This is a genomic window from Gilliamella sp. BG3 (genome assembly GCF_046635605.1).
Taxonomy (GTDB): domain Bacteria; phylum Pseudomonadota; class Gammaproteobacteria; order Enterobacterales; family Orbaceae; genus Gilliamella; species Gilliamella bombi.
This window is the reverse complement of sequence record NZ_JBIDFE010000022.1, coordinates 12,278-29,705: the sequence shown is the minus strand read 5'-3', so window position 1 is coordinate 29,705 and position 17,428 is coordinate 12,278. Positions and strand designations below refer to the sequence as shown.

Below are 17,428 nucleotides of genomic sequence, written 5' to 3'. Positions count from 1 at the left end.
TAAAAAGGAATAGTATTAGATGTCATTTTTAATAAAAAAAATATTAACAAATCTTGCATGGCAAATTTTGATTGCTTTGATTTTAGGAATTGCCGTAGGTGCTTATTTATTTGAGCTCTCTGCTACAAACCACCCTTTGCATTCATATTATCAATTTTCAATAGTAAATATATTTCAGCCTGCAGGCGATATCTTCATTCGGTTAATTAAAATGATTGTGTTGCCAATTATACTGAGTACTTTAACTCTAGGTATTGCAGGTCTTGGTGGTTCAAAACGGTTAGGGACCTTAGGTTTTAAAACAATTCTCTATTTTGAAATTATTACAACTATTGCTATTTTATTAGGTCTTTCTTGGGGAAATATTTTTTCACCTGGCTCGGGAATTGACTCCTCAACACTTGCAACGACAGACATTAGTAAGTATACCCAAGCAGCTGAAGAATTAAGCGGTAAACCTCATGGTTTAATTGTTATGATATTAGATATGATTCCTGCTAATATCTTTAAAGCTATGACGGACGGTGCTGTTTTACCTGTGATTTTCTTTTGTGTCTTTTTTGGTCTAGGCTTAATGTCTTTGCCAGATAAACAACGTGAACCTTTTCTTTTATTTTTAAAAGTAATTTCAGATACTATGTTTAAAGTAACTAATATGATAATGCGTTATGCACCTATTGGTGTATTTGCTCTTATCACGGTAACGGTTGCTAAATATGGATTTGAATCTTTACTTCCACTACTTAAATTAATTTTAACCGTCTATTCGGCAATGATTATTTTTACGTTAGTGGTATTAGGGCTGGTTTGTAAAATTTGTAAATTTAATATTTTTACATTATTAAAAATCTTGAAAGAAGAATTAGTGATTGCATTTTCAACCGCAAGTTCTGAAACTGCATTGCCTAAAATAATTGAAAAGATGGAAGCTTATGGAGCACCAAAATCGATAACTAGCTTTGTTATACCTACAGGCTATTCATTTAATCTTGATGGTTCAACACTCTATCAAAGTATTACTGTTATCTTTTTAGCACAGTTATTCCACATAGATTTAACTATTTTGGATCAGGTTATTATTGTCATCACTTTAATGATTGCATCTAAAGGGATTGCAGGTGTACCTGGTGCGTCAATTCTTGTTTTATCGGCAACCCTAGGTAGTGTCGGTATTCCTCTTGAAGGGATTGGTTATATTATGGGGGTAGAACGTATTTTAGATATGGGCAGAACAGTAGTTAATGTGGTTGGTAATGCACTAGCAGCAATTGTTATTGCGCGTTGGGAACATACTTTTGACGACAAAAAAGCAAGAGCTTATGAACAACAATATTTAAAATGATTAAATAATTATGTAGATTAATTTATCCCCAAAAAACTACCTGTTTATCAGGTAGTTTTATGCAAAGTATATCCATTTAATTATTGATAAGAATAAGAAATATTTTGTCATGTCAAATTCAACTCTTTCACCATCGGTGACCACTAATCAGAAAGAAATCAACTTCGCAATGCTCTCTTTTTTCATAATTAGGTATTTCATTAATTACATACCCTGATATAGTATTTATCGATTCAAAAAATAGAAAACCAAAGCTTAAGTAAATTCTAGAAGACACCTTAATTTTTTAGAGATTATTTAACTATGAAGTATAAACAACTCGTTATTTTCCATAGATTAATGTTGTTTTATTGAAAATAGCGATAATTTTGTCTACAAATAGATATAAAAAAACCCAGCATTTGCTGGGTTTTTCAGTATTTATTAGGTAACTATTTAATTTTAGCTTCTTTATAAATAACATGCTGACGAACTACAGGATCGTATTTTTTGATCTCCATTTTTTCAGGCATAGTTCTTTTATTTTTGCTAGTGGTATAAAAATGACCTGTACCAGCAGAAGAAACTAATCTGATTTTTTCGCGTACACCTTTAGCCATGATATGGTTTCCTTATTAGTACTTTTCACCACGGGCACGAAGTTCAGCTAAAACTGCATCAATACCCTTTTTATCGATAGTACGCATACCTTTAGCAGATACACGCAATTTTACAAAACGTTTTTCGCTCTCAATCCAGAAACGGTGAGTTTGAAGGTTTGGTAGAAAACGACGTTTAGTAGCATTCATCGCATGAGAACGATTATTTCCTACTAAAGGACCTTTTCCTGTTACTTGGCATACTCGTGACATGTCAATAATTCTCCGAAATTTCTATGCTTAAGCCCTGGGCGTAATATGTTAATGGAATTGACCTCGTCAGGCTTTTAGTTTACTGCAGTTCTATCTGAGAAGCAGCTTAACCTCTCACACTACACCCATAATAATGAGGTAGCGAAGTATACGCTGTTATGCGCAAATTCTCAAGTATTATCTTACCTATGCATAAAATTAGTTTACAATGGCATAACTCATATAATATTTATTTTCTTAGTTAAAACAACATTTCTAAAAATTATTAAAACCATTTTGAATCAATATGATAGATAAAATTTCTATAAAAATTTTTTGTAATAGCACTTACTTTTTTCTTATAACGAACAATTCATTATAAAACAATGTACTGTCTTTAACATCATTTTAGAAAAAATGATTTAATTTAATAATAAATATGTTTTAATAAGCTTGATTAAGATTTTTATTTATATCGTGTTAATTTTCCAATTTATAAGGAGATTATATGAACCAGTTCACGCCATATAGTATATATGGCATTATCGGTTATCCTTTAGGGCACAGTATGAGTCCACTTATTCATACTACGTCATTTCAAGATTATGGGATCCCAGCAGTTTTAGTTCCTTTTCCTACTCCACCAGAAGAGATACCGACACTTTTTAAATCAGTCAGATTACTAAATATCCGTGGATTATGTGTCACTATTCCACATAAACAGACTATCATTCCTTATTTAGATGAAGTGACAGATCATGTAAAAAAAGCAGGTGCTGCGAATTTGGTGTATTGGGATGGGGATAAACTTTGTGGGGATAATACAGATATTATTGGATTCATGGAGCCACTTCAAAATAAAAAACTGCCAGCAGAATTCAAAAAAGTGTTATTACTTGGAGCAGGAGGTGCTGCACGTGCAGCTGTAGTGGGATTACAGGAACTTGGTTATACCGATATTACAGTAACGGATATTGCTGATGATTTACCTCAGGCATTAGCTAGTGAATTCAACCTTAAAACTATTTCATGGGAAGACCGTAGCAAAGTTGAAGCTCAAATTGTTATTAATTCAACACCATTAGGTATGACGGGTAAATTTGAGAATCAAACACCTTATAAACAAGCTTGGTTTAAAGGTAAAGGAGTGGCTTACGATATTGTTTATACTCCATATAATACTTGTTTTAGACAAGAAGCAGAAAGAGCTGGCTGGGAATCTATTTCAGGACGTGAAATGTTTATTGGTCAAGCAAATGCTCAATTTAAAATTTGGACAGGAAAAGATCTTTCTGAACGAGCAAAACAAGCTGTAATTGATGCTTTAGCTAAACATTAATTACCAAACAGGCAAACATATCTAGTTAAATTGGAATTAATCGTATTTTCTACTGTTTATACAATTAGCTGCTATTGCCAACATATATTATGTTGGCATAGGCAAAGTTAATATATTAATTGGATAGTTCAAGCGCATTATAATAAGGAGCATTTATGACTAACTTAGAATTGCAAGCGTATCGTCGTTTTCTTATGCTAAAAGTATCAGAAGCTAGTGAATATATTGGCAAAACAGATATTAATACATGGCATGATTGGGAAAATGGTACAAAGCCGATCCCAGAGTTTGTCGGAAAAGCAATGCAAGAACTAAAAAAAATCAGAAACGAAAAAATAAATATTATTATAAATAGTATTAATGATCGTATTGGTAGTAATACAATCCGTTATTTTATGACATACGAAGAGTTCAAAAAGGTAAATTTAGATCTTGATGTGATTCAATGGCGGTTACATCAATCGATTGCAACAGAGCTCTATTTCCGTGGTTTAGAAAAGTTATGTTAATTAACTTTATTAAGATGACTTTTAGGTTTTAAAAGCTTCCTTATAATATTGTAAACATTTCATTACGGATATATTCTATATAGGTTATTTTTAATTATATAAAAAATATATAGTTATATATTTTTTATATAATATGTAAAAAAATTGTTGCAAAAATAAGAGCGAATCACTAGCATGGTTAATATATTCTATAAATCTGAAAAGATAAAACCCAATATGAATAAAACAATTTTTTTAGTTGGTGCACGGGCTGCAGGTAAAACAACGATGGGAAAGATGTTAGCAAATAAGCTATCGTTTTCTTTCATTGATACCGATAGCTATTTACTCGAAACTACCCAAAAAACGGTAGCCGAAATTGTTGAAAAAGAAGGTTGGGAAGGATTTAGAGCAAGAGAAAGTCAGGTGTTGATTGATACAACTAAACCTAATTGTGTCATTGCAACTGGTGGCGGCATGGTATTAGCCGAGCATAATCGGAATTTTATGAAACAAAATGGCACAGTTATCTTTTTATCTGCACCTGCGGCAACACTAGCTGCGCGTTTAATGAAAGATCCTAACATTGCTCAACGACCATCACTAACTGGCCTATCTATTTATGATGAAATGGAAAAGGTATTGGCTGAAAGATTACCTTTATATCATGATGCTGCACATCATGTGATCAATGTTGATCAAGATGAAAGTTTGATTCTTGCAAAAATTTTTGAAATGCTTCGAAACTAATTTAACTTCTTTTAATAAAAAGGCCGCTTAAAAAGAGGTATTTTTATTAATAATAGAAAAAAATAAATTTTTAAAATTTAACCAAGATTCTATATAAGTTTAATTTTGAATAAAACTTTATTGTTTTTTAGAACCAAATAAAAGCTAAGTAACAAATTTATACTTACTATCTTTCTGATTAATATTGATACTTGTATATTGAATAGAATTATAATTTTATGTTTTACATATGGAGTATGACAAGTGGATAATCGAAAGGTCAATTCTTATGGAATTGCAGGATCTATATATGCAAATTATATAATACAAAGTATTGCATTAATTGTGATCATGCAATTTTCATATGATATATCGAAACAACTTAATATTGATCTAATCGGCATTGGTAAAATTGCTTCGGGTATAGGAATTGGAAAAATATTATTAATGTTTGTTGGTGGTGTATTGTCAGATAAATTTGGTCGCAAACTATTTATTTGTCTAGGTATGGCTTGCTATGCTATTTTTTTTCTAGGAATGCCTTTTTGTACTAATATAAATATTGCTTTTTGTTTAGCTATTGCTATTGGGGCTGGAAATTCTTTTTTAGATACTGGTTCAATGCCAGCATTAACAGAATGTTTTCCAAACTCATGTGGTACAGCTAGCGTATTGATCAAGGCTTTCATTTCAATGGGATCTCTTGTTCTTCCATTTATTGTTGTTTTTTGCCATCAATACCAAATATGGTATGGTTGGATTTTTTTTGGTTTTGTTGCTTATCTAATAGTTAATACACTATTTTTACTTCCTAAGCAGTTTCCACATATAGATACCTCCATTAAAAGTAATGAATGCTCACAAAGTTATTTTATTGGAAAACCTAATTTTGGATTTGAAGGTATTTTATTAATTATTATGGGATTTACAACAACAGCAACATTCGTTATTGTTTTGCAGTGGTTGCCAACTATCGCTATCAGAGCTGTTAATATGAGCGAACCTGATGCTAATCAACTGATTAGTTATTATAGTACTGCCTCAATTATTTCTGTATTTGTTACGGCTTTTGTAGTCAAACATCTATTAAAACCTATCTTTTGCATCATTATTTTGCCTGCCTTATCTGCGTTGGTATTAATCATTTTTTATTTTAATGTTTCACCTGCAATGTGCGTTATCGTCGCAATAGGAATGGGATTTACTGCGGCAGGGGGGGTACTTCAATTAACTTTGGTTGTTATGCAACAAATGTTCCCAACACGAAAAGGTCTTGCTGTAGGTTGTATGTATACTTTTAGCGGTCTATCGTTTGTTATCATTCCGCTTATAGTACCAAAATTAGCTATGTTCAATGTAAGTTATGCCATATTAATTGACTTTTTTATTGCGATGTCAAGTGTAATACTTGGCTCAATTATCTTTTATCGTTTTAAAAAGGTAGTTGATATAACAAAAATATAATTTTATATATTTTAAGGGTAATAATGTTAAAGGGCATGCCAATATGGCATGCTTTTTTTGATATTAACATCCCATAGCATTTTAATTTATTTTCGTATTTAACAATTCAATATTTTGTTAATCCATTATTACTTAATCAAAAATCATTAAGCTTAAGCCATTAACTTTTATTAATAGCAAATTTTAAGATTTTTATTAGATTCTTGAAATATTGCTTGCCATAAAACCAAAAATAAATAAAAATACATAAAAAGTGAATAAGTATTCAGTTTGAGGTGGTTGTAAAAATGAAAGAACGTACAACTGAGTTAGTTGATGGCTTAAGACATTCAGTACCTTATATTAATGCACATCATGGTAAAACATTTGTAATTTTGCTCACAGGCGCAGTGTTAAAAAGTAATAATTATTCGAGTATTATCAGTGATATTGGTTTACTTTATAGTCTTGGTATTAAACTTGTTATTGTTAATGGTGCTCGCAATCAGATTGATGAATCTTTAAAAAATCATAATATCACACCTAAATATTATAAAAATACGCGTATTACAGATGCAACAACACTAGACATCATTAAACAAGTTACTGGTTCATTACAACTCAATATTACCGCAAGTTTATCAATGAGTTTAAATAATACTCCACTACAAGGAGCTCATATCAGTGTTGTAAGTGGTAATTTTGTGATTGCACAACCTTTAGGGGTAGATGATGGGATTGATTATTGTCATACAGGTAAAATCCGTCGTATAAACAATGAGGCTATAGCTGAACAACTAGCTCGTGGCTCAATTGTGTTACTAGGCCCTGTTGGCGTTTCGGTTACTGGTGAAAGTTTCAATTTAGCGTCTGAGGATGTCGCAACCGAAGTTGCTATTCGCTTAAAAGCGGATAAATTAATCAGTTTTTGCGCTGAACAAGGAGTACTAGATGAAAACGGTCGTGTTATTACCGACCTTTATCCTGTTGATGCGGATAATTATGTCAATAAAAAAGAGCAGCAAGGTAAACCTTTATCTAGTGAAGCACGTTTTTTACGTGCAGCATCTAAAGCATGCCGTAGTGGGGTCAGACGAAGCCATTTGGTAAGTTATTTGGTTGATGGCTCAATTTTACAAGAATTATTTTCGCGTGATGGGATTGGAACACAAGTAGCGATGGAGCATTCTGAACAAGTACGTTTAGCAACTATTAACGATATTGGAGGAATTCTAGAACTCATACGCCCACTTGAAGAACAAGGTATTTTGGTTAAACGTTCACGTGAGCAGTTAGAAATGGAGATAGATAAATTTACCATTATTGAACGTGATAATATGACAATTGGTTGTGCAGCACTTTATCCATATCCTGAAGAAAAAATGGGAGAAATGGCCTGTGTAGCTATTCATCCTGATTATCGCAATTCATCTCGAGGAGATGACTTAATTGAAAAGTTAACAGAAAAAGCAATCCAGTTAGGGCTCGAAAAAATATTTGTTTTAACTACACGTAGTATTCATTGGTTTAGAGAAAAAGGTTTTAACCCTGCAGAAGTTGATGATTTACCGATTAAAAAGAAAAAACTTTATAATTATCAAAGGAATTCTAAAATTTTAATGCTTGATATTCTTTGACCTATATTTAAATAAGGTTGGGAGCGACTAAAATTTCTAATATATAAATCTGGTATTAAATAATGGGATATTAACGCCAGCTATAAAAAGTAATTAGAATTAGTATGTTACAACAGTATTTAAAATTTGCATTGTAAATGTTTTTTTTAAGTAAAACCCACGTGGTCGAGTTAAAATAATATCACCATTTTCACCAATTGCTTCCGTAAGAGCTTGCCCATTGGCTGCTTTAGGCCTAATTTGTAAATAAGTACCATATCGAGCGGTAATTTTTTCAACATGCCCTAGTGCTATCATATCCATTAACTCTTCCCAGTCCTGTTTGAGCTGTTGCTCTTGTTCTTTAGTTGGTGTCCACATAATAGGTTTTCCAACTTTTCTATCTGCGAGAGGAATAGTTCTTTCACCTTCTATCGGAATCCAAAGCACTTTTGCAAGTTTATATCTAACATGGCTTGTCTCCCAAATAACACCATGATTAGCCATTAATGGTGTGACACTAACGAAGGTTGTTTCAAGTGGTTTACCGTGTTTATCAACAGGAATAGTTTTAAGCTCTATACCAAGATTAGCAAAATCTTGCTCAGCTTTACTACCAGCATTTGCTCCTAAAAAAGTTTCAATAAGATTGCCTACCCAACCCTTTTGTTTATTTAGATTATTCGGTATAGGTATGTTTAAGTATTGTGCTATCTCGCCAAAAGTAAAACCTGCTGCTAACTGAGCTCGTTGCAATAATTCTTGTTCACTATTAGGAAAAAATATAGGCATGGCAAAAATAGTTAACTTACTTGTTAAGAAAACACAGTCAATTATATTGACTGTGAATCTTAAAATAAAGAGTTATTAGCTTAACTTTTCAACCCAACTTGCATAGCTATTAATAATAAGGATTAAGAATTCTTTACTTTTTTCAGTAATATTACCACTTTCATCAAAAGCAGAAGCTACATTACCAATATAAGCTTCAGGCTGTTGTAATGTCGGCATATCAAGAAATACTAATGATTGACGAAGTTGATGGTTAGCGCCAAACCCACCAATTGCACCTTGTGAAACGGAAACAATTGCAGCGGCTTTTTTAGACCAAATGCTCTTACCATAAGGACGAGAACCAATATCTATTGCATTTTTGATAACAGCAGGAACTCCACGATTATATTCTGGTGTCACAAAAATAACACCCTGACAATCGGCTACTTCTTTGCGGAAACGAGTATAAGAGGCAGGAGGGGTATCATTATCAATATCTTCATTATATAAAGGTAAATCGCCAATTTGAATAATTTGTAATGAAAGTGATGGTGGTGCAATTTTTTGAAAAACTTTTGCTACTTTTAAGTTATAAGAGTCTTTGCGCAAACTTCCTACCAGTACAGCAATTTTTTTACTCATCTTAAATCTCCACTTTTTTTATAAGAGGTATTTTTAATACCTCTTAAATTAATAGTATTTGTTAATGTCCTGATGAGTCGACTTTTCGGCCTGCTTCAAATAAGAACCATGCACGTTGTTCTGTTTGATCGATCCACTCTTCAATTAAACTGGCAGTAGCGGTATCATTGTATTTATCACAAATATCATGTGCAACACGCATACGTTCTGTTAGTTTTACATTATCTTGGCATAGCTCGGCAAGCATATCTGATGGTTCAACGAAATCTGCATCATTATCAGAAATACTCTGTAATTTAGCAATGTGACCAATTGAGCGTAGAGTTGTGCCACCTAACTTACGGACACGTTCCGCAATCGGATCTGTCATTGCAAATAGCTCTTCACCTTGATCATCTAGCATTAAGTGGTAATCACGGAAATGAGGGCCACTAACATGCCAATGAAAGTTTTTAGTTTTTAAATATAAAGCAAATACATCTGCTAAAACAGAATTCATTGCTCCAGAAATATCTTTTGATGCCTTTTGTCCTAAATCAGTAGGAAACAAAATAGCTGATTGTTGTAGTTTTTTAGCAGAAGCCGTACTTTTAGCCATGATATATTCTCCTTTAAATTGAATAATAAATACCCGTATTGACAAAATTACGCCAACTTAATGTTAATGTCCAATAAAAAACGTTAATTTTTTACTATCATTGCTATTTCAGTAACCTATGGTTTCTTTATCTCTTTCTTCTTTCTTGTTTTTATTTATCTGAAACAATATCTTTCAAAATAAAAGAAAATATTTCAAAATGTGATTTAGTTAAAAGTTTTTATATTTCAAAGTTGATAGCATTAATGCGAAATTTAACTCAATAGGAGACAATATGATTGATGCTATTTCATTTGGTGCCGAATGGTTTATTGGTTTATTCCAAGAAGGCGGCAAGGTATTTGTGGGTATGGTAACAAGTATATTACCATTATTAATTTCATTACTCGTTGTGATGAACGCAGTGATTAAATTTATTGGGCAAGAACGTATTGAACGTTTAGCGCAAGCTTGTGCGGGCAATCCTGTTTCTCGATATCTATTATTACCACTTATCGGAACTTTCGTATTTTGTAATCCAATGACATTAAGCCTAGGTCGTTTTATGCCAGAGTTTTACAAACCGAGTTATTATGCAGCTTCATCTTATAGTTGCCATTCAATGAATGGACTCTTTCCACACGTTAACCCTGGTGAACTTTTTGTTTATTTGGGAATAGCTGCTGGTTTAACTACCCTAAATTTACCTTTAGGTCCTCTTGCTGTGAGTTATTTCCTTGTTGGTTTAGGTACTAACTTCTTTAGGGGGTGGATTACTGACTTTTGTACTGCCATTTTTGAAAGAAAAATGGGCATCAAGTTAGAAAGAAAAGTTCATCTATAATAAAAATAAGGAATATAAAAAATGGCAAAATTTATCCACATTGAAAAAGGCGAAGCAGGTTGGGGTGGACCTTTGGAACTTCCAGTTATTGCTGGTAAAAAAATTGTTTATATTGCAGCAGGTACTCGTCCAGCCATAGTTGACACTTTAGTTGATCTAACAGGTTGGGAAGCTATTGATGGTTTTAAAGATGGTGAGCCGCCTAAAGATGAAATTGGCGTTGCTGTGATTGATTGTGGAGGAACATTACGTTGTGGAATTTATCCAAAAAATCGTATACCAACTATCAATATTCATGCCACAGGTAAATCAGGCCCTCTGGCTCAATATATTGTTGAAGATATTTATGTTTCTGCGGTAAAACCTCACAATATCAAACTAATAGAAAAAGAAGGGAATGTTGTAAGCGAACCAGCAACAAACAATAAATCGTCTGAATTTAAAGATTATGACAGCAGCAAAAAAATTACTGAACAAAGCGATGGTTTGTTAGCAAGAATTGGTATCGGTATGGGTTCTGGCGTTGCTGTCTTCTTCCAAGCTGGCCGAGATACAATTGACACTGTACTGAAAACAATACTTCCCTTTATGGCGTTTGTATCGGCACTAATTGGTATCATCATTGCATCTGGATTGGGTAACTTTATTGCGCATGGGCTAGTACCACTGGCAAACAATCCGCTTGGATTGGTTATTTTAGCCTTAATTTGTTCATTTCCATTACTTTCCCCATTCTTAGGTCCTGGTGCGGTTATTGCTCAAGTTATTGGGACATTAGTTGGTGTTCAAATTGGACTTGGTAATATTCCACCGCATTTAGCATTGCCAGCATTATTTGCCATTAATGCACAAGCAGCATGCGACTTTATTCCGGTTGGTTTATCACTTGCTGAAGCTAAACAAGATACAGTTCGAGTAGGGGTACCATCGGTGTTAGTTAGCCGCTTTTTAACCGGTGCGCCAACAGTATTAGTTGCATGGGCGGTATCGTTATTTATCTATCAATAGATTGTCTAAAAAATGGGATGGTTCCATCCCATTTTAAACTAACGTTAAAAATAAAAAGCTTGGATTAAGTGAAAGCAAGAAATAAGAAGGTTAATGATGTCAAATATTATCTATCAATCAAAAATTAGTCAAATTGGTGAGTTTGCTCAAGATGCATTAACTGATGGTATGTTAATCCTGTTTAAAACTGGAGCACCAGCAGATTTAGCGGATTATTGTTTTGTGCATAGTCATGATGATTTAAAACAAGATTTACAAGTTGGGCAGACCATTTATCTAGGTAAACAGAGTTACAAAATTACCGCGGTGGGTGATGTTGCTAGTGTTAATTTCCGTGAATTAGGTCATATCACATTAAAATTTGATAGTAATAATCAAGCCGAATTACCAGGAACCATTCATATAGAAGGCGAAACTCCAAGTCAGCTTTTTGTGGGTGATGAAATTAGAATTGTAAATGATTAAGGAACATAAAAAATGAAACAAGTAGCAGTTGTTATAGGTGGCGGACAAACTCTTGGTGAATTCTTATGTAAAGGTATCGCTGATGCTGGATACAAAGTTGCCGTTGCAGATTTGAATGCCGCTAATGCAAACAAAGTTGCAGATGAAATAAATCAAAAACATGGCGCTAGCACGGCAAAAGGCTTTGTTGTTGATGCAACCAAAGAAGATAGTGTCATCAAGTTAGCACAAGACGTTGAAGCTACATTTAAACATGCTGACTTATTAGTCTACAGTGCAGGAATTGCACGTGCAGCTCCAATTACCAGTTTTGCATTAAGTGATTTTCAATTATCGGTTGATGTCAACTTAACTGGTTATTTCTTATGTGCGCGTGAATTTGCAAAATTAATGGTAAAACATAATACCGCTGGTCGTATTATCCAAATCAATTCGAAATCTGGAAAAGTGGGTAGCAAACATAATTCAGGATACAGCGCAGCCAAATTTGGTGGGGTAGGGTTAACACAATCACTTGCCCTAGATCTTGCTGATTGTGGTATTACTGTAAACTCATTAATGTTAGGTAACTTATTAAAATCCCCTATGTTCCAATCGTTAATACCACAGTATGCTAAAAAATTAGGTATTCCTGAAAACCAAGTGGAACAAGTTTATATTGATAAAGTTCCCTTAAAACGAGGTTGTGATTATCAAGATGTACTTGACGTATTGCTATTTTATGCAAGTGATAAAGCATCATATTGCACAGGGCAATCAATCAACATTACTGGTGGACAAGTGATGTTCTAGTTAAAATAAAGTGCGAAAGTTAATTTAAACTTATCGCACTTTTTATTCTAGCTTAAAAAATGGAAAAATATTAAATATGACGACTACTCTAATTGCTATAGCGCTTATTGCTTGGTGTATTCAAATTATTTTTAGTTGGTTTCAAATTCGTCGTTTCAATAAAGCGTTTCTAGCTTTAAAAAAAGGTTGCTACTTAGGTGTTGGTCGTAGTAAAAGTAAACGATTTAGACCAAGAGTATTAATCGCAATTTCATTAGATGAAAATAAAGTTGTGATTGATTCTATCATAATGAAAGGGATCACGGTATTTGCATTGCCTAAATCTATTTCCCAGCTCCATGGCTTATCTGTATCAGAAATAATCCCTGAAAAAATATTTCCAAACGACGTAATATCACAAAGTGCGTTGATTGTTGCCTTAACAGCAAAAAATTAATAATTATCTTTTATTTTGAAAAGTAATTTCTTTCATTATAAAGTATAATGGTTTGCAAAATAAAATTTCCTATATACTAATAATGATGGAATCATAATATGAAAGTAAGGCAACGACAAACAGCTATTTTAGAATACTTGCAAAATAATGGGCAAGTTAGTATTGATGAATTAGTTGAGTATTTCAAAACGACTGGAACTACAATTCGTAAAGATCTCACTCAACTCAGCCAAAGTGGTCTAGTTTTACGTACTTACGGCGGCGCCATGTTAAACCGTGAAATTGGTGATAGAGCTATTGATCATAAAACTTATATTAACATTGCATCTAAAAAATCAATTGCATGCGAAGCAGTTAAATTGATCCACGAAGGTGACTCAATTATTTTTGACTCTGGAAGTACTGTTGCTCAGATGATTCCTATACTGACAAGTTTCAATAATTTGACTATTATGACTAACAGCTTACACATTGTAAATGAACTTGTTGCACATAATAATGATCATACTATTATCTTATCAGGTGGCACTTTTCGCCGTAAATCGGCCTCTTTTCACAGTAACAGTGCATCAACTGCGGCCATATTTGAATCTTACACTTTTGATAAACTATTTATGGGGGCCGATGGGATTGATTTAGTAGGGGGCGTGACAACATTTAATGAAAGCTATCACGGCAGTGTTGCCATGAGTAAAGCTGCGGCAAAATTAATATTATTAGCTGACTCAACCAAGTTTGGCAGGCGTAGTCCTAATGTTGTGTGTGACTTAAATGCTGTTGATACCATCATCACCGACAATAAATTAGATGACAAATATTATGAAGCACTCATACAACGAGGCATCAAAGTCATTAAAGTAGACGTAATTGATAAAGAATAAAAAATAGCATTGTTTAAATGTTGCATTAGCGGGAATCTATTTGAGTGATGCAAATTATTAACAAAACAAATTTAATTTACTCAAAATTAAAAACCCGCTAAAGCTGAGTGGCTAACAAGCGTACCGACTTATCACCTTAAAATAACAATCTAGCACGAATTGTTCCTGGCACGTTTTTCAGTTTAGATAACAACTCTTCAGCCTTACTTTGTTTAACTCTATCGATATCAATAACAACATAACCAATCTGAGGATCAGTTTGTAAATATTGTGCTGAAATATTAAGCCCTTGTTCAGCGAATAACGTATTGATAGCAGTTAGAACACCAGGTTGGTTACGATGAATATTAATAAAACGACTAGAGCCTTTAGCTGGAATAGGTAAAGAGGCTTCAGGAAAATTAACTGCTGAAAGTGTTGCACCAGTATCAGAATATTTAGCTAGTTTACTTGCGACCTCAATCCCAATATTTTCTTGTGCTTCGCTAGTTGAACCACCGATATGCGGAGTAATAATTACATTATCAAATTGACATAATGGAGATTCAAAAGGGTCGTTGTTACTAGCAGGTTCTGTTGGAAAAACATCAATAGCTGCCCCACTGAGTTTTTTGGCTTTCAAAGCTTTAGTTAAAGCCTCAAGATCGATAACTTTACCGCGTGAAGCATTGATTAAAATTGCGTCTTGTTTCATTGCATCAATTTCGTTATCACTAATCATTTTGATGGTTGTTGGATTTTCTGGCACATGCATTGAAACAATATCGCTTATTGCTAGTAATTCTTTCATTGTTGAAACTTGTTTAGCATTACCTAAAGGTAGTTTTGTTTCAATATCATAAAAATAAACATTCATCCCTAACGATTCAGCCAAAATACTTAGTTGGCTACCAATATGCCCATAACCAATAATACCCAAATTTTTACCACGAGCTTCGTGTGAACCTGTCGCAATCTTATTCCATTTTCCTCGGTGTGCTTTAGCATTTGCATCTGGTACTCGACGAAGTAATAATATTGCTTCGGCTAATACTAGTTCTGCTACAGATCGCGTATTTGAAAATGGTGCATTAAAAACAGGAATCCCTTTTACTGTCGCTGCATCAAGATCAACTTGGTTGGTACCTATACAAAAACAGCCAATGCCAGCAAGTTTAGGTGCAGAATCGATAATGTCCTTAGTTAATTGTGTTCTTGACCGGATCCCAATAAACCGGACATCTTTCAGAGCTTGCTTAAGTTCTTCAGGCGATAATGCGCTTTTATGATATTCAATATTGGTAAAGCCGGCGGATTTTAATATTTCAATTGCGCTAGGATGAACTCCCTCAAGTAATAAAAACTTATTTTCATCTTTGGTTAAAGTTTGAATAACCATTATTTCCTCTCTTTCCTTCAGCATACAAATTGGTACTTATAATTAAATACCATTATTAACTTTATTGTAGTAAATGATTTTATCTCAGCTCTTTTACACCCGTACTGCATCCAACAAGCGCAATATCAGCGCCTTTATTGGCAAATAATCCAACAGTAACCACACCTGCAATGCTATTAATTCGGTTTTCAAGCTCCATTGGTTTGGTAATGACAAGATCATGAATATCTAAAATCACATTACCATTGTCAGTTATAACGCCTTGACGATATATTGGTTTACCGCCCAGCTTATATAACTCACGAGCAACATATGAACGAGCCATTGGGATTACTTCAACCGGTAATGGGAATTTACCTAATACATCAACAACTTTTGATTCATCAACAATACAAATAAATTGTTTAGCTATGGCTGAAACAATTTTTTCGCGTGTTAAAGCTGCGCCACCTCCTTTAATCATTTGCAACTGGTGATTAATTTCATCTGCACCATCGACATAGACATCCAAATAATCGACTTCATTACAATCGAGAACAGGAATACCATAGCTTTTTAATTTTTGGGTGGATGCTTCCGAACTAGATACAGTACCTTTGATTTGATCTTTTATTGTAGCTAATGCATCAATAAAATGGGATGCAGTAGAGCCTGTTCCTACACCAATAAAAGAATCAGGTTTGATAAATTTTAAGGCTGACCAGCCTACGGCCTTTTTTAATTCGTCTTGTGTCATAATATCACCCCTATTTTGAGGATAATTTTTCTTAAAAAAAATAAAATTTTGAAAGCAAAATTGTTGAAGATATGGCATAGTACCCAATTAGAAAGCAAAAATCATTAGGATTTTAAGAATTAAATCAACTTTGTGATAGGTTTAAAACTTATTACGATATTAAAGTAGATTAAATATTTGAGCAATGATCAAATCATTAATAAAGAGATTATGAAGCGTCCAGATTATAGAGCGTTACAAGCATTAGATGCGGTGATAAAGGAACGAGGATTTGAAAGAGCTGCTGATAAATTGTGTATTACACAACCTGCGGTTTCGCAACGTATCAAACAATTAGAAAGCTTTTTTGGTCAACAACTGCTAGTTAGGACCATTCCTCCGAAAGCAACCAAACAAGGTGAGCACCTGCTTGGCTTATTACATCAAGTTGAATTATTAGAACAGCAATGGTTAGGTGATAACGAGCAAAATGCCACACCGTTGTCGTTATCTATTGCGATTAATGCTGATTCTTTAGCAACTTGGTTTTTACCTGCGTTAAAACCAGTTTTAGATAAAAATATCTTACGTTTTGATATTCAAGTCAAAGATGAAGAACATACGTTAGAATTATTGCGTTTAGGGACAGTAGTTGGTGCGATTAGCATTCAAGCTAATCCTTTACCAGGTTGCTTGTCTGATTTATTAGGTGCTTTAGACTATATTTTTGTGGCTTCACCTGATTTTGCTAAAAAGTACTTTCCAACTGGGGTAACTCGATCATCTTTATTAAAAGCGCCTGCTGTTGCATTCGATCATTTAGATGATATGCATCAGGCCTTCTTACAAGAAAACTTTAACCTTACGCCAGGTAGTGTAATTTGCCATATCACTAGTTCATCTGAAGCTTTTGTGCAATTAGCTAAACAAGGTTCGGCCTGCTGTATGTTACCAAAGTTGCAAGTTGAGCAAGAATTAAAAAATGGTGAATTAATTAATTTAACTGATGGGTTATATCAAAGACGTATGCTATATTGGCATCGTTTTGCTCCTGAAAGTAGTGTAATGCAAAATATCTCTGAAACCTTGATTCGTTATGCACAACAAACATTATCATAGCCTCAGGATT

The 17,428-nt window shown here is 33.6% G+C and carries 20 protein-coding genes; 13 read left to right on the top strand and 7 right to left on the bottom strand.

What is annotated here, in order from left to right; genetic code table 11:
* Positions 1 to 31 precede the first annotated feature (31 nt).
* On the top strand, positions 32 to 1,342 hold the full coding sequence (gltP, locus tag ACGH6S_RS10050; protein WP_085165204.1) for a glutamate/aspartate:proton symporter GltP: 1,311 nt from the start codon (positions 32 to 34) through the stop codon (positions 1,340 to 1,342).
* A gap of 431 nt (positions 1,343 to 1,773) precedes the next feature.
* On the opposite strand, the gene rpmG is transcribed toward gltP, so the two are convergent.
* Positions 1,774 to 1,941, bottom strand: coding sequence for a 50S ribosomal protein L33 (rpmG, locus tag ACGH6S_RS10045; RefSeq protein ID WP_025314526.1), 168 nt, complete (start codon positions 1,939 to 1,941; stop codon positions 1,774 to 1,776).
* A 15-nt stretch (positions 1,942 to 1,956) separates the two neighbouring features.
* Positions 1,957 to 2,193, bottom strand: coding sequence for a 50S ribosomal protein L28 (rpmB, locus tag ACGH6S_RS10040; protein ID WP_034884345.1), 237 nt, complete (start codon positions 2,191 to 2,193; stop codon positions 1,957 to 1,959).
* Between the two features lie 487 nt (positions 2,194 to 2,680).
* Here rpmB and aroE point away from each other — a divergent pair, with 487 nt between their 5' ends.
* The 5 genes from aroE to argA all read left to right on the top strand — a co-directional run bounded on the left by aroE (position 2,681) and on the right by argA (position 7,808).
* Entirely contained in the window at positions 2,681 to 3,511 is an 831-nt protein-coding gene (aroE, locus tag ACGH6S_RS10035; RefSeq protein ID WP_065590274.1) for a shikimate dehydrogenase, read from the top strand.
* Positions 3,512 to 3,666: 155 nt separating this feature from the next.
* Positions 3,667 to 4,020, top strand: coding sequence for a DUF1870 family protein (locus tag ACGH6S_RS10030; protein WP_034913431.1), 354 nt, complete (start codon positions 3,667 to 3,669; stop codon positions 4,018 to 4,020).
* Positions 4,021 to 4,236: 216 nt separating this feature from the next.
* Entirely contained in the window at positions 4,237 to 4,749 is a 513-nt protein-coding gene (gene aroL, locus ACGH6S_RS10025) for a shikimate kinase AroL (RefSeq protein ID WP_411578682.1), read from the top strand.
* A gap of 243 nt (positions 4,750 to 4,992) precedes the next feature.
* On the top strand, positions 4,993 to 6,192 hold the full coding sequence (locus ACGH6S_RS10020) for an MFS transporter (protein ID WP_296317053.1): 1,200 nt from the start codon (positions 4,993 to 4,995) through the stop codon (positions 6,190 to 6,192).
* A gap of 287 nt (positions 6,193 to 6,479) precedes the next feature.
* Positions 6,480 to 7,808: an amino-acid N-acetyltransferase gene (gene argA, locus ACGH6S_RS10015; RefSeq protein ID WP_296317055.1), complete on the top strand. Its 1,329-nt coding sequence runs from the start codon at positions 6,480 to 6,482 to the stop codon at positions 7,806 to 7,808.
* A 99-nt stretch (positions 7,809 to 7,907) separates the two neighbouring features.
* Here the strand turns inward: argA and mutH are convergent, their stop codons facing one another.
* The 3 genes from mutH to ACGH6S_RS10000 form a co-directional block, all read right to left on the bottom strand.
* Positions 7,908 to 8,579: a DNA mismatch repair endonuclease MutH gene (mutH, locus tag ACGH6S_RS10010; RefSeq protein ID WP_411578681.1), complete on the bottom strand. Its 672-nt coding sequence runs from the start codon at positions 8,577 to 8,579 to the stop codon at positions 7,908 to 7,910.
* 75 nt (positions 8,580 to 8,654) lie between these two features.
* The gene (locus tag ACGH6S_RS10005; RefSeq protein ID WP_085165180.1) at positions 8,655 to 9,203 is read right to left on the bottom strand and encodes an NADPH-dependent FMN reductase; all 549 of its coding nucleotides are present in this window, start codon (positions 9,201 to 9,203) and stop codon (positions 8,655 to 8,657) included.
* Positions 9,204 to 9,264: 61 nt separating this feature from the next.
* A complete protein-coding gene (locus tag ACGH6S_RS10000; protein WP_034913453.1) occupies positions 9,265 to 9,801 on the bottom strand; it encodes a Dps family protein in 537 nt (178 codons plus the stop codon).
* A 274-nt stretch (positions 9,802 to 10,075) separates the two neighbouring features.
* Between ACGH6S_RS10000 and srlA the strand changes: the two genes are divergently transcribed.
* From srlA to srlR, 6 genes are all read left to right on the top strand, one after another.
* Positions 10,076 to 10,624, top strand: a complete 549-nt coding sequence (srlA, locus tag ACGH6S_RS09995) for a glucitol/sorbitol-specific PTS transporter subunit IIC (protein ID WP_034913455.1) — start codon at positions 10,076 to 10,078, stop codon at positions 10,622 to 10,624.
* A 21-nt stretch (positions 10,625 to 10,645) separates the two neighbouring features.
* Complete coding sequence (locus ACGH6S_RS09990; RefSeq protein ID WP_296302321.1) at positions 10,646 to 11,632, top strand: PTS glucitol/sorbitol transporter subunit IIB; 987 nt, start codon at positions 10,646 to 10,648, stop codon at positions 11,630 to 11,632.
* 93 nt (positions 11,633 to 11,725) lie between these two features.
* The gene (locus ACGH6S_RS09985) at positions 11,726 to 12,097 is read left to right on the top strand and encodes a PTS glucitol/sorbitol transporter subunit IIA (protein WP_244178535.1); all 372 of its coding nucleotides are present in this window, start codon (positions 11,726 to 11,728) and stop codon (positions 12,095 to 12,097) included.
* Between the two features lie 12 nt (positions 12,098 to 12,109).
* Positions 12,110 to 12,889, top strand: a complete 780-nt coding sequence (gene srlD, locus ACGH6S_RS09980) for a sorbitol-6-phosphate dehydrogenase (RefSeq protein WP_174798803.1) — start codon at positions 12,110 to 12,112, stop codon at positions 12,887 to 12,889.
* Between the two features lie 76 nt (positions 12,890 to 12,965).
* Positions 12,966 to 13,325 (top strand): transcriptional regulator GutM, encoded by a 360-nt coding sequence (gene gutM, locus ACGH6S_RS09975; protein ID WP_174798802.1) that lies wholly within the window; start codon positions 12,966 to 12,968, stop codon positions 13,323 to 13,325.
* A 98-nt stretch (positions 13,326 to 13,423) separates the two neighbouring features.
* Positions 13,424 to 14,206, top strand: coding sequence for a glucitol operon DNA-binding transcriptional repressor SrlR (srlR, locus tag ACGH6S_RS09970; protein ID WP_065590284.1), 783 nt, complete (start codon positions 13,424 to 13,426; stop codon positions 14,204 to 14,206).
* 136 nt (positions 14,207 to 14,342) lie between these two features.
* On the opposite strand, the gene serA is transcribed toward srlR, so the two are convergent.
* Positions 14,343 to 15,584: a phosphoglycerate dehydrogenase gene (gene serA / locus ACGH6S_RS09965; protein ID WP_174798801.1), complete on the bottom strand. Its 1,242-nt coding sequence runs from the start codon at positions 15,582 to 15,584 to the stop codon at positions 14,343 to 14,345.
* A gap of 79 nt (positions 15,585 to 15,663) precedes the next feature.
* Complete coding sequence (gene rpiA / locus ACGH6S_RS09960; RefSeq protein WP_174798800.1) at positions 15,664 to 16,320, bottom strand: ribose-5-phosphate isomerase RpiA; 657 nt, start codon at positions 16,318 to 16,320, stop codon at positions 15,664 to 15,666.
* Between the two features lie 210 nt (positions 16,321 to 16,530).
* On the opposite strand from rpiA, the gene ACGH6S_RS09955 reads away from it, so the two are divergent.
* Positions 16,531 to 17,418 (top strand): LysR family transcriptional regulator ArgP, encoded by an 888-nt coding sequence (locus tag ACGH6S_RS09955; protein WP_065590287.1) that lies wholly within the window; start codon positions 16,531 to 16,533, stop codon positions 17,416 to 17,418.
* Positions 17,419 to 17,428 lie beyond the last annotated feature (10 nt).

Coding starts and splice junctions, on each gene's coding strand:
- rpmG (WP_025314526.1), bottom strand. CDS start 1,941: ATGGCTAAAGGTGTACGCGAAAAAATCAGATTAGTTTCTTCTGCTGGT.
- rpmB (WP_034884345.1), bottom strand. CDS start 2,193: ATGTCACGAGTATGCCAAGTAACAGGAAAAGGTCCTTTAGTAGGAAAT.
- aroE (WP_065590274.1), top strand. CDS start 2,681: ATGAACCAGTTCACGCCATATAGTATATATGGCATTATCGGTTATCCT.
- ACGH6S_RS10030 (WP_034913431.1), top strand. CDS start 3,667: ATGACTAACTTAGAATTGCAAGCGTATCGTCGTTTTCTTATGCTAAAA.
- aroL (WP_411578682.1), top strand. CDS start 4,237: ATGAATAAAACAATTTTTTTAGTTGGTGCACGGGCTGCAGGTAAAACA.
- argA (WP_296317055.1), top strand. CDS start 6,480: ATGAAAGAACGTACAACTGAGTTAGTTGATGGCTTAAGACATTCAGTA.
- mutH (WP_411578681.1), bottom strand. CDS start 8,579: ATGCCTATATTTTTTCCTAATAGTGAACAAGAATTATTGCAACGAGCT.
- ACGH6S_RS10005 (WP_085165180.1), bottom strand. CDS start 9,203: ATGAGTAAAAAAATTGCTGTACTGGTAGGAAGTTTGCGCAAAGACTCT.
- ACGH6S_RS10000 (WP_034913453.1), bottom strand. CDS start 9,801: ATGGCTAAAAGTACGGCTTCTGCTAAAAAACTACAACAATCAGCTATT.
- srlA (WP_034913455.1), top strand. CDS start 10,076: ATGATTGATGCTATTTCATTTGGTGCCGAATGGTTTATTGGTTTATTC.
- ACGH6S_RS09990 (WP_296302321.1), top strand. CDS start 10,646: ATGGCAAAATTTATCCACATTGAAAAAGGCGAAGCAGGTTGGGGTGGA.
- ACGH6S_RS09985 (WP_244178535.1), top strand. CDS start 11,726: ATGATGTCAAATATTATCTATCAATCAAAAATTAGTCAAATTGGTGAG.
- srlD (WP_174798803.1), top strand. CDS start 12,110: ATGAAACAAGTAGCAGTTGTTATAGGTGGCGGACAAACTCTTGGTGAA.
- gutM (WP_174798802.1), top strand. CDS start 12,966: ATGACGACTACTCTAATTGCTATAGCGCTTATTGCTTGGTGTATTCAA.
- srlR (WP_065590284.1), top strand. CDS start 13,424: ATGAAAGTAAGGCAACGACAAACAGCTATTTTAGAATACTTGCAAAAT.
- serA (WP_174798801.1), bottom strand. CDS start 15,584: ATGGTTATTCAAACTTTAACCAAAGATGAAAATAAGTTTTTATTACTT.
- rpiA (WP_174798800.1), bottom strand. CDS start 16,320: ATGACACAAGACGAATTAAAAAAGGCCGTAGGCTGGTCAGCCTTAAAA.
- ACGH6S_RS09955 (WP_065590287.1), top strand. CDS start 16,531: ATGAAGCGTCCAGATTATAGAGCGTTACAAGCATTAGATGCGGTGATA.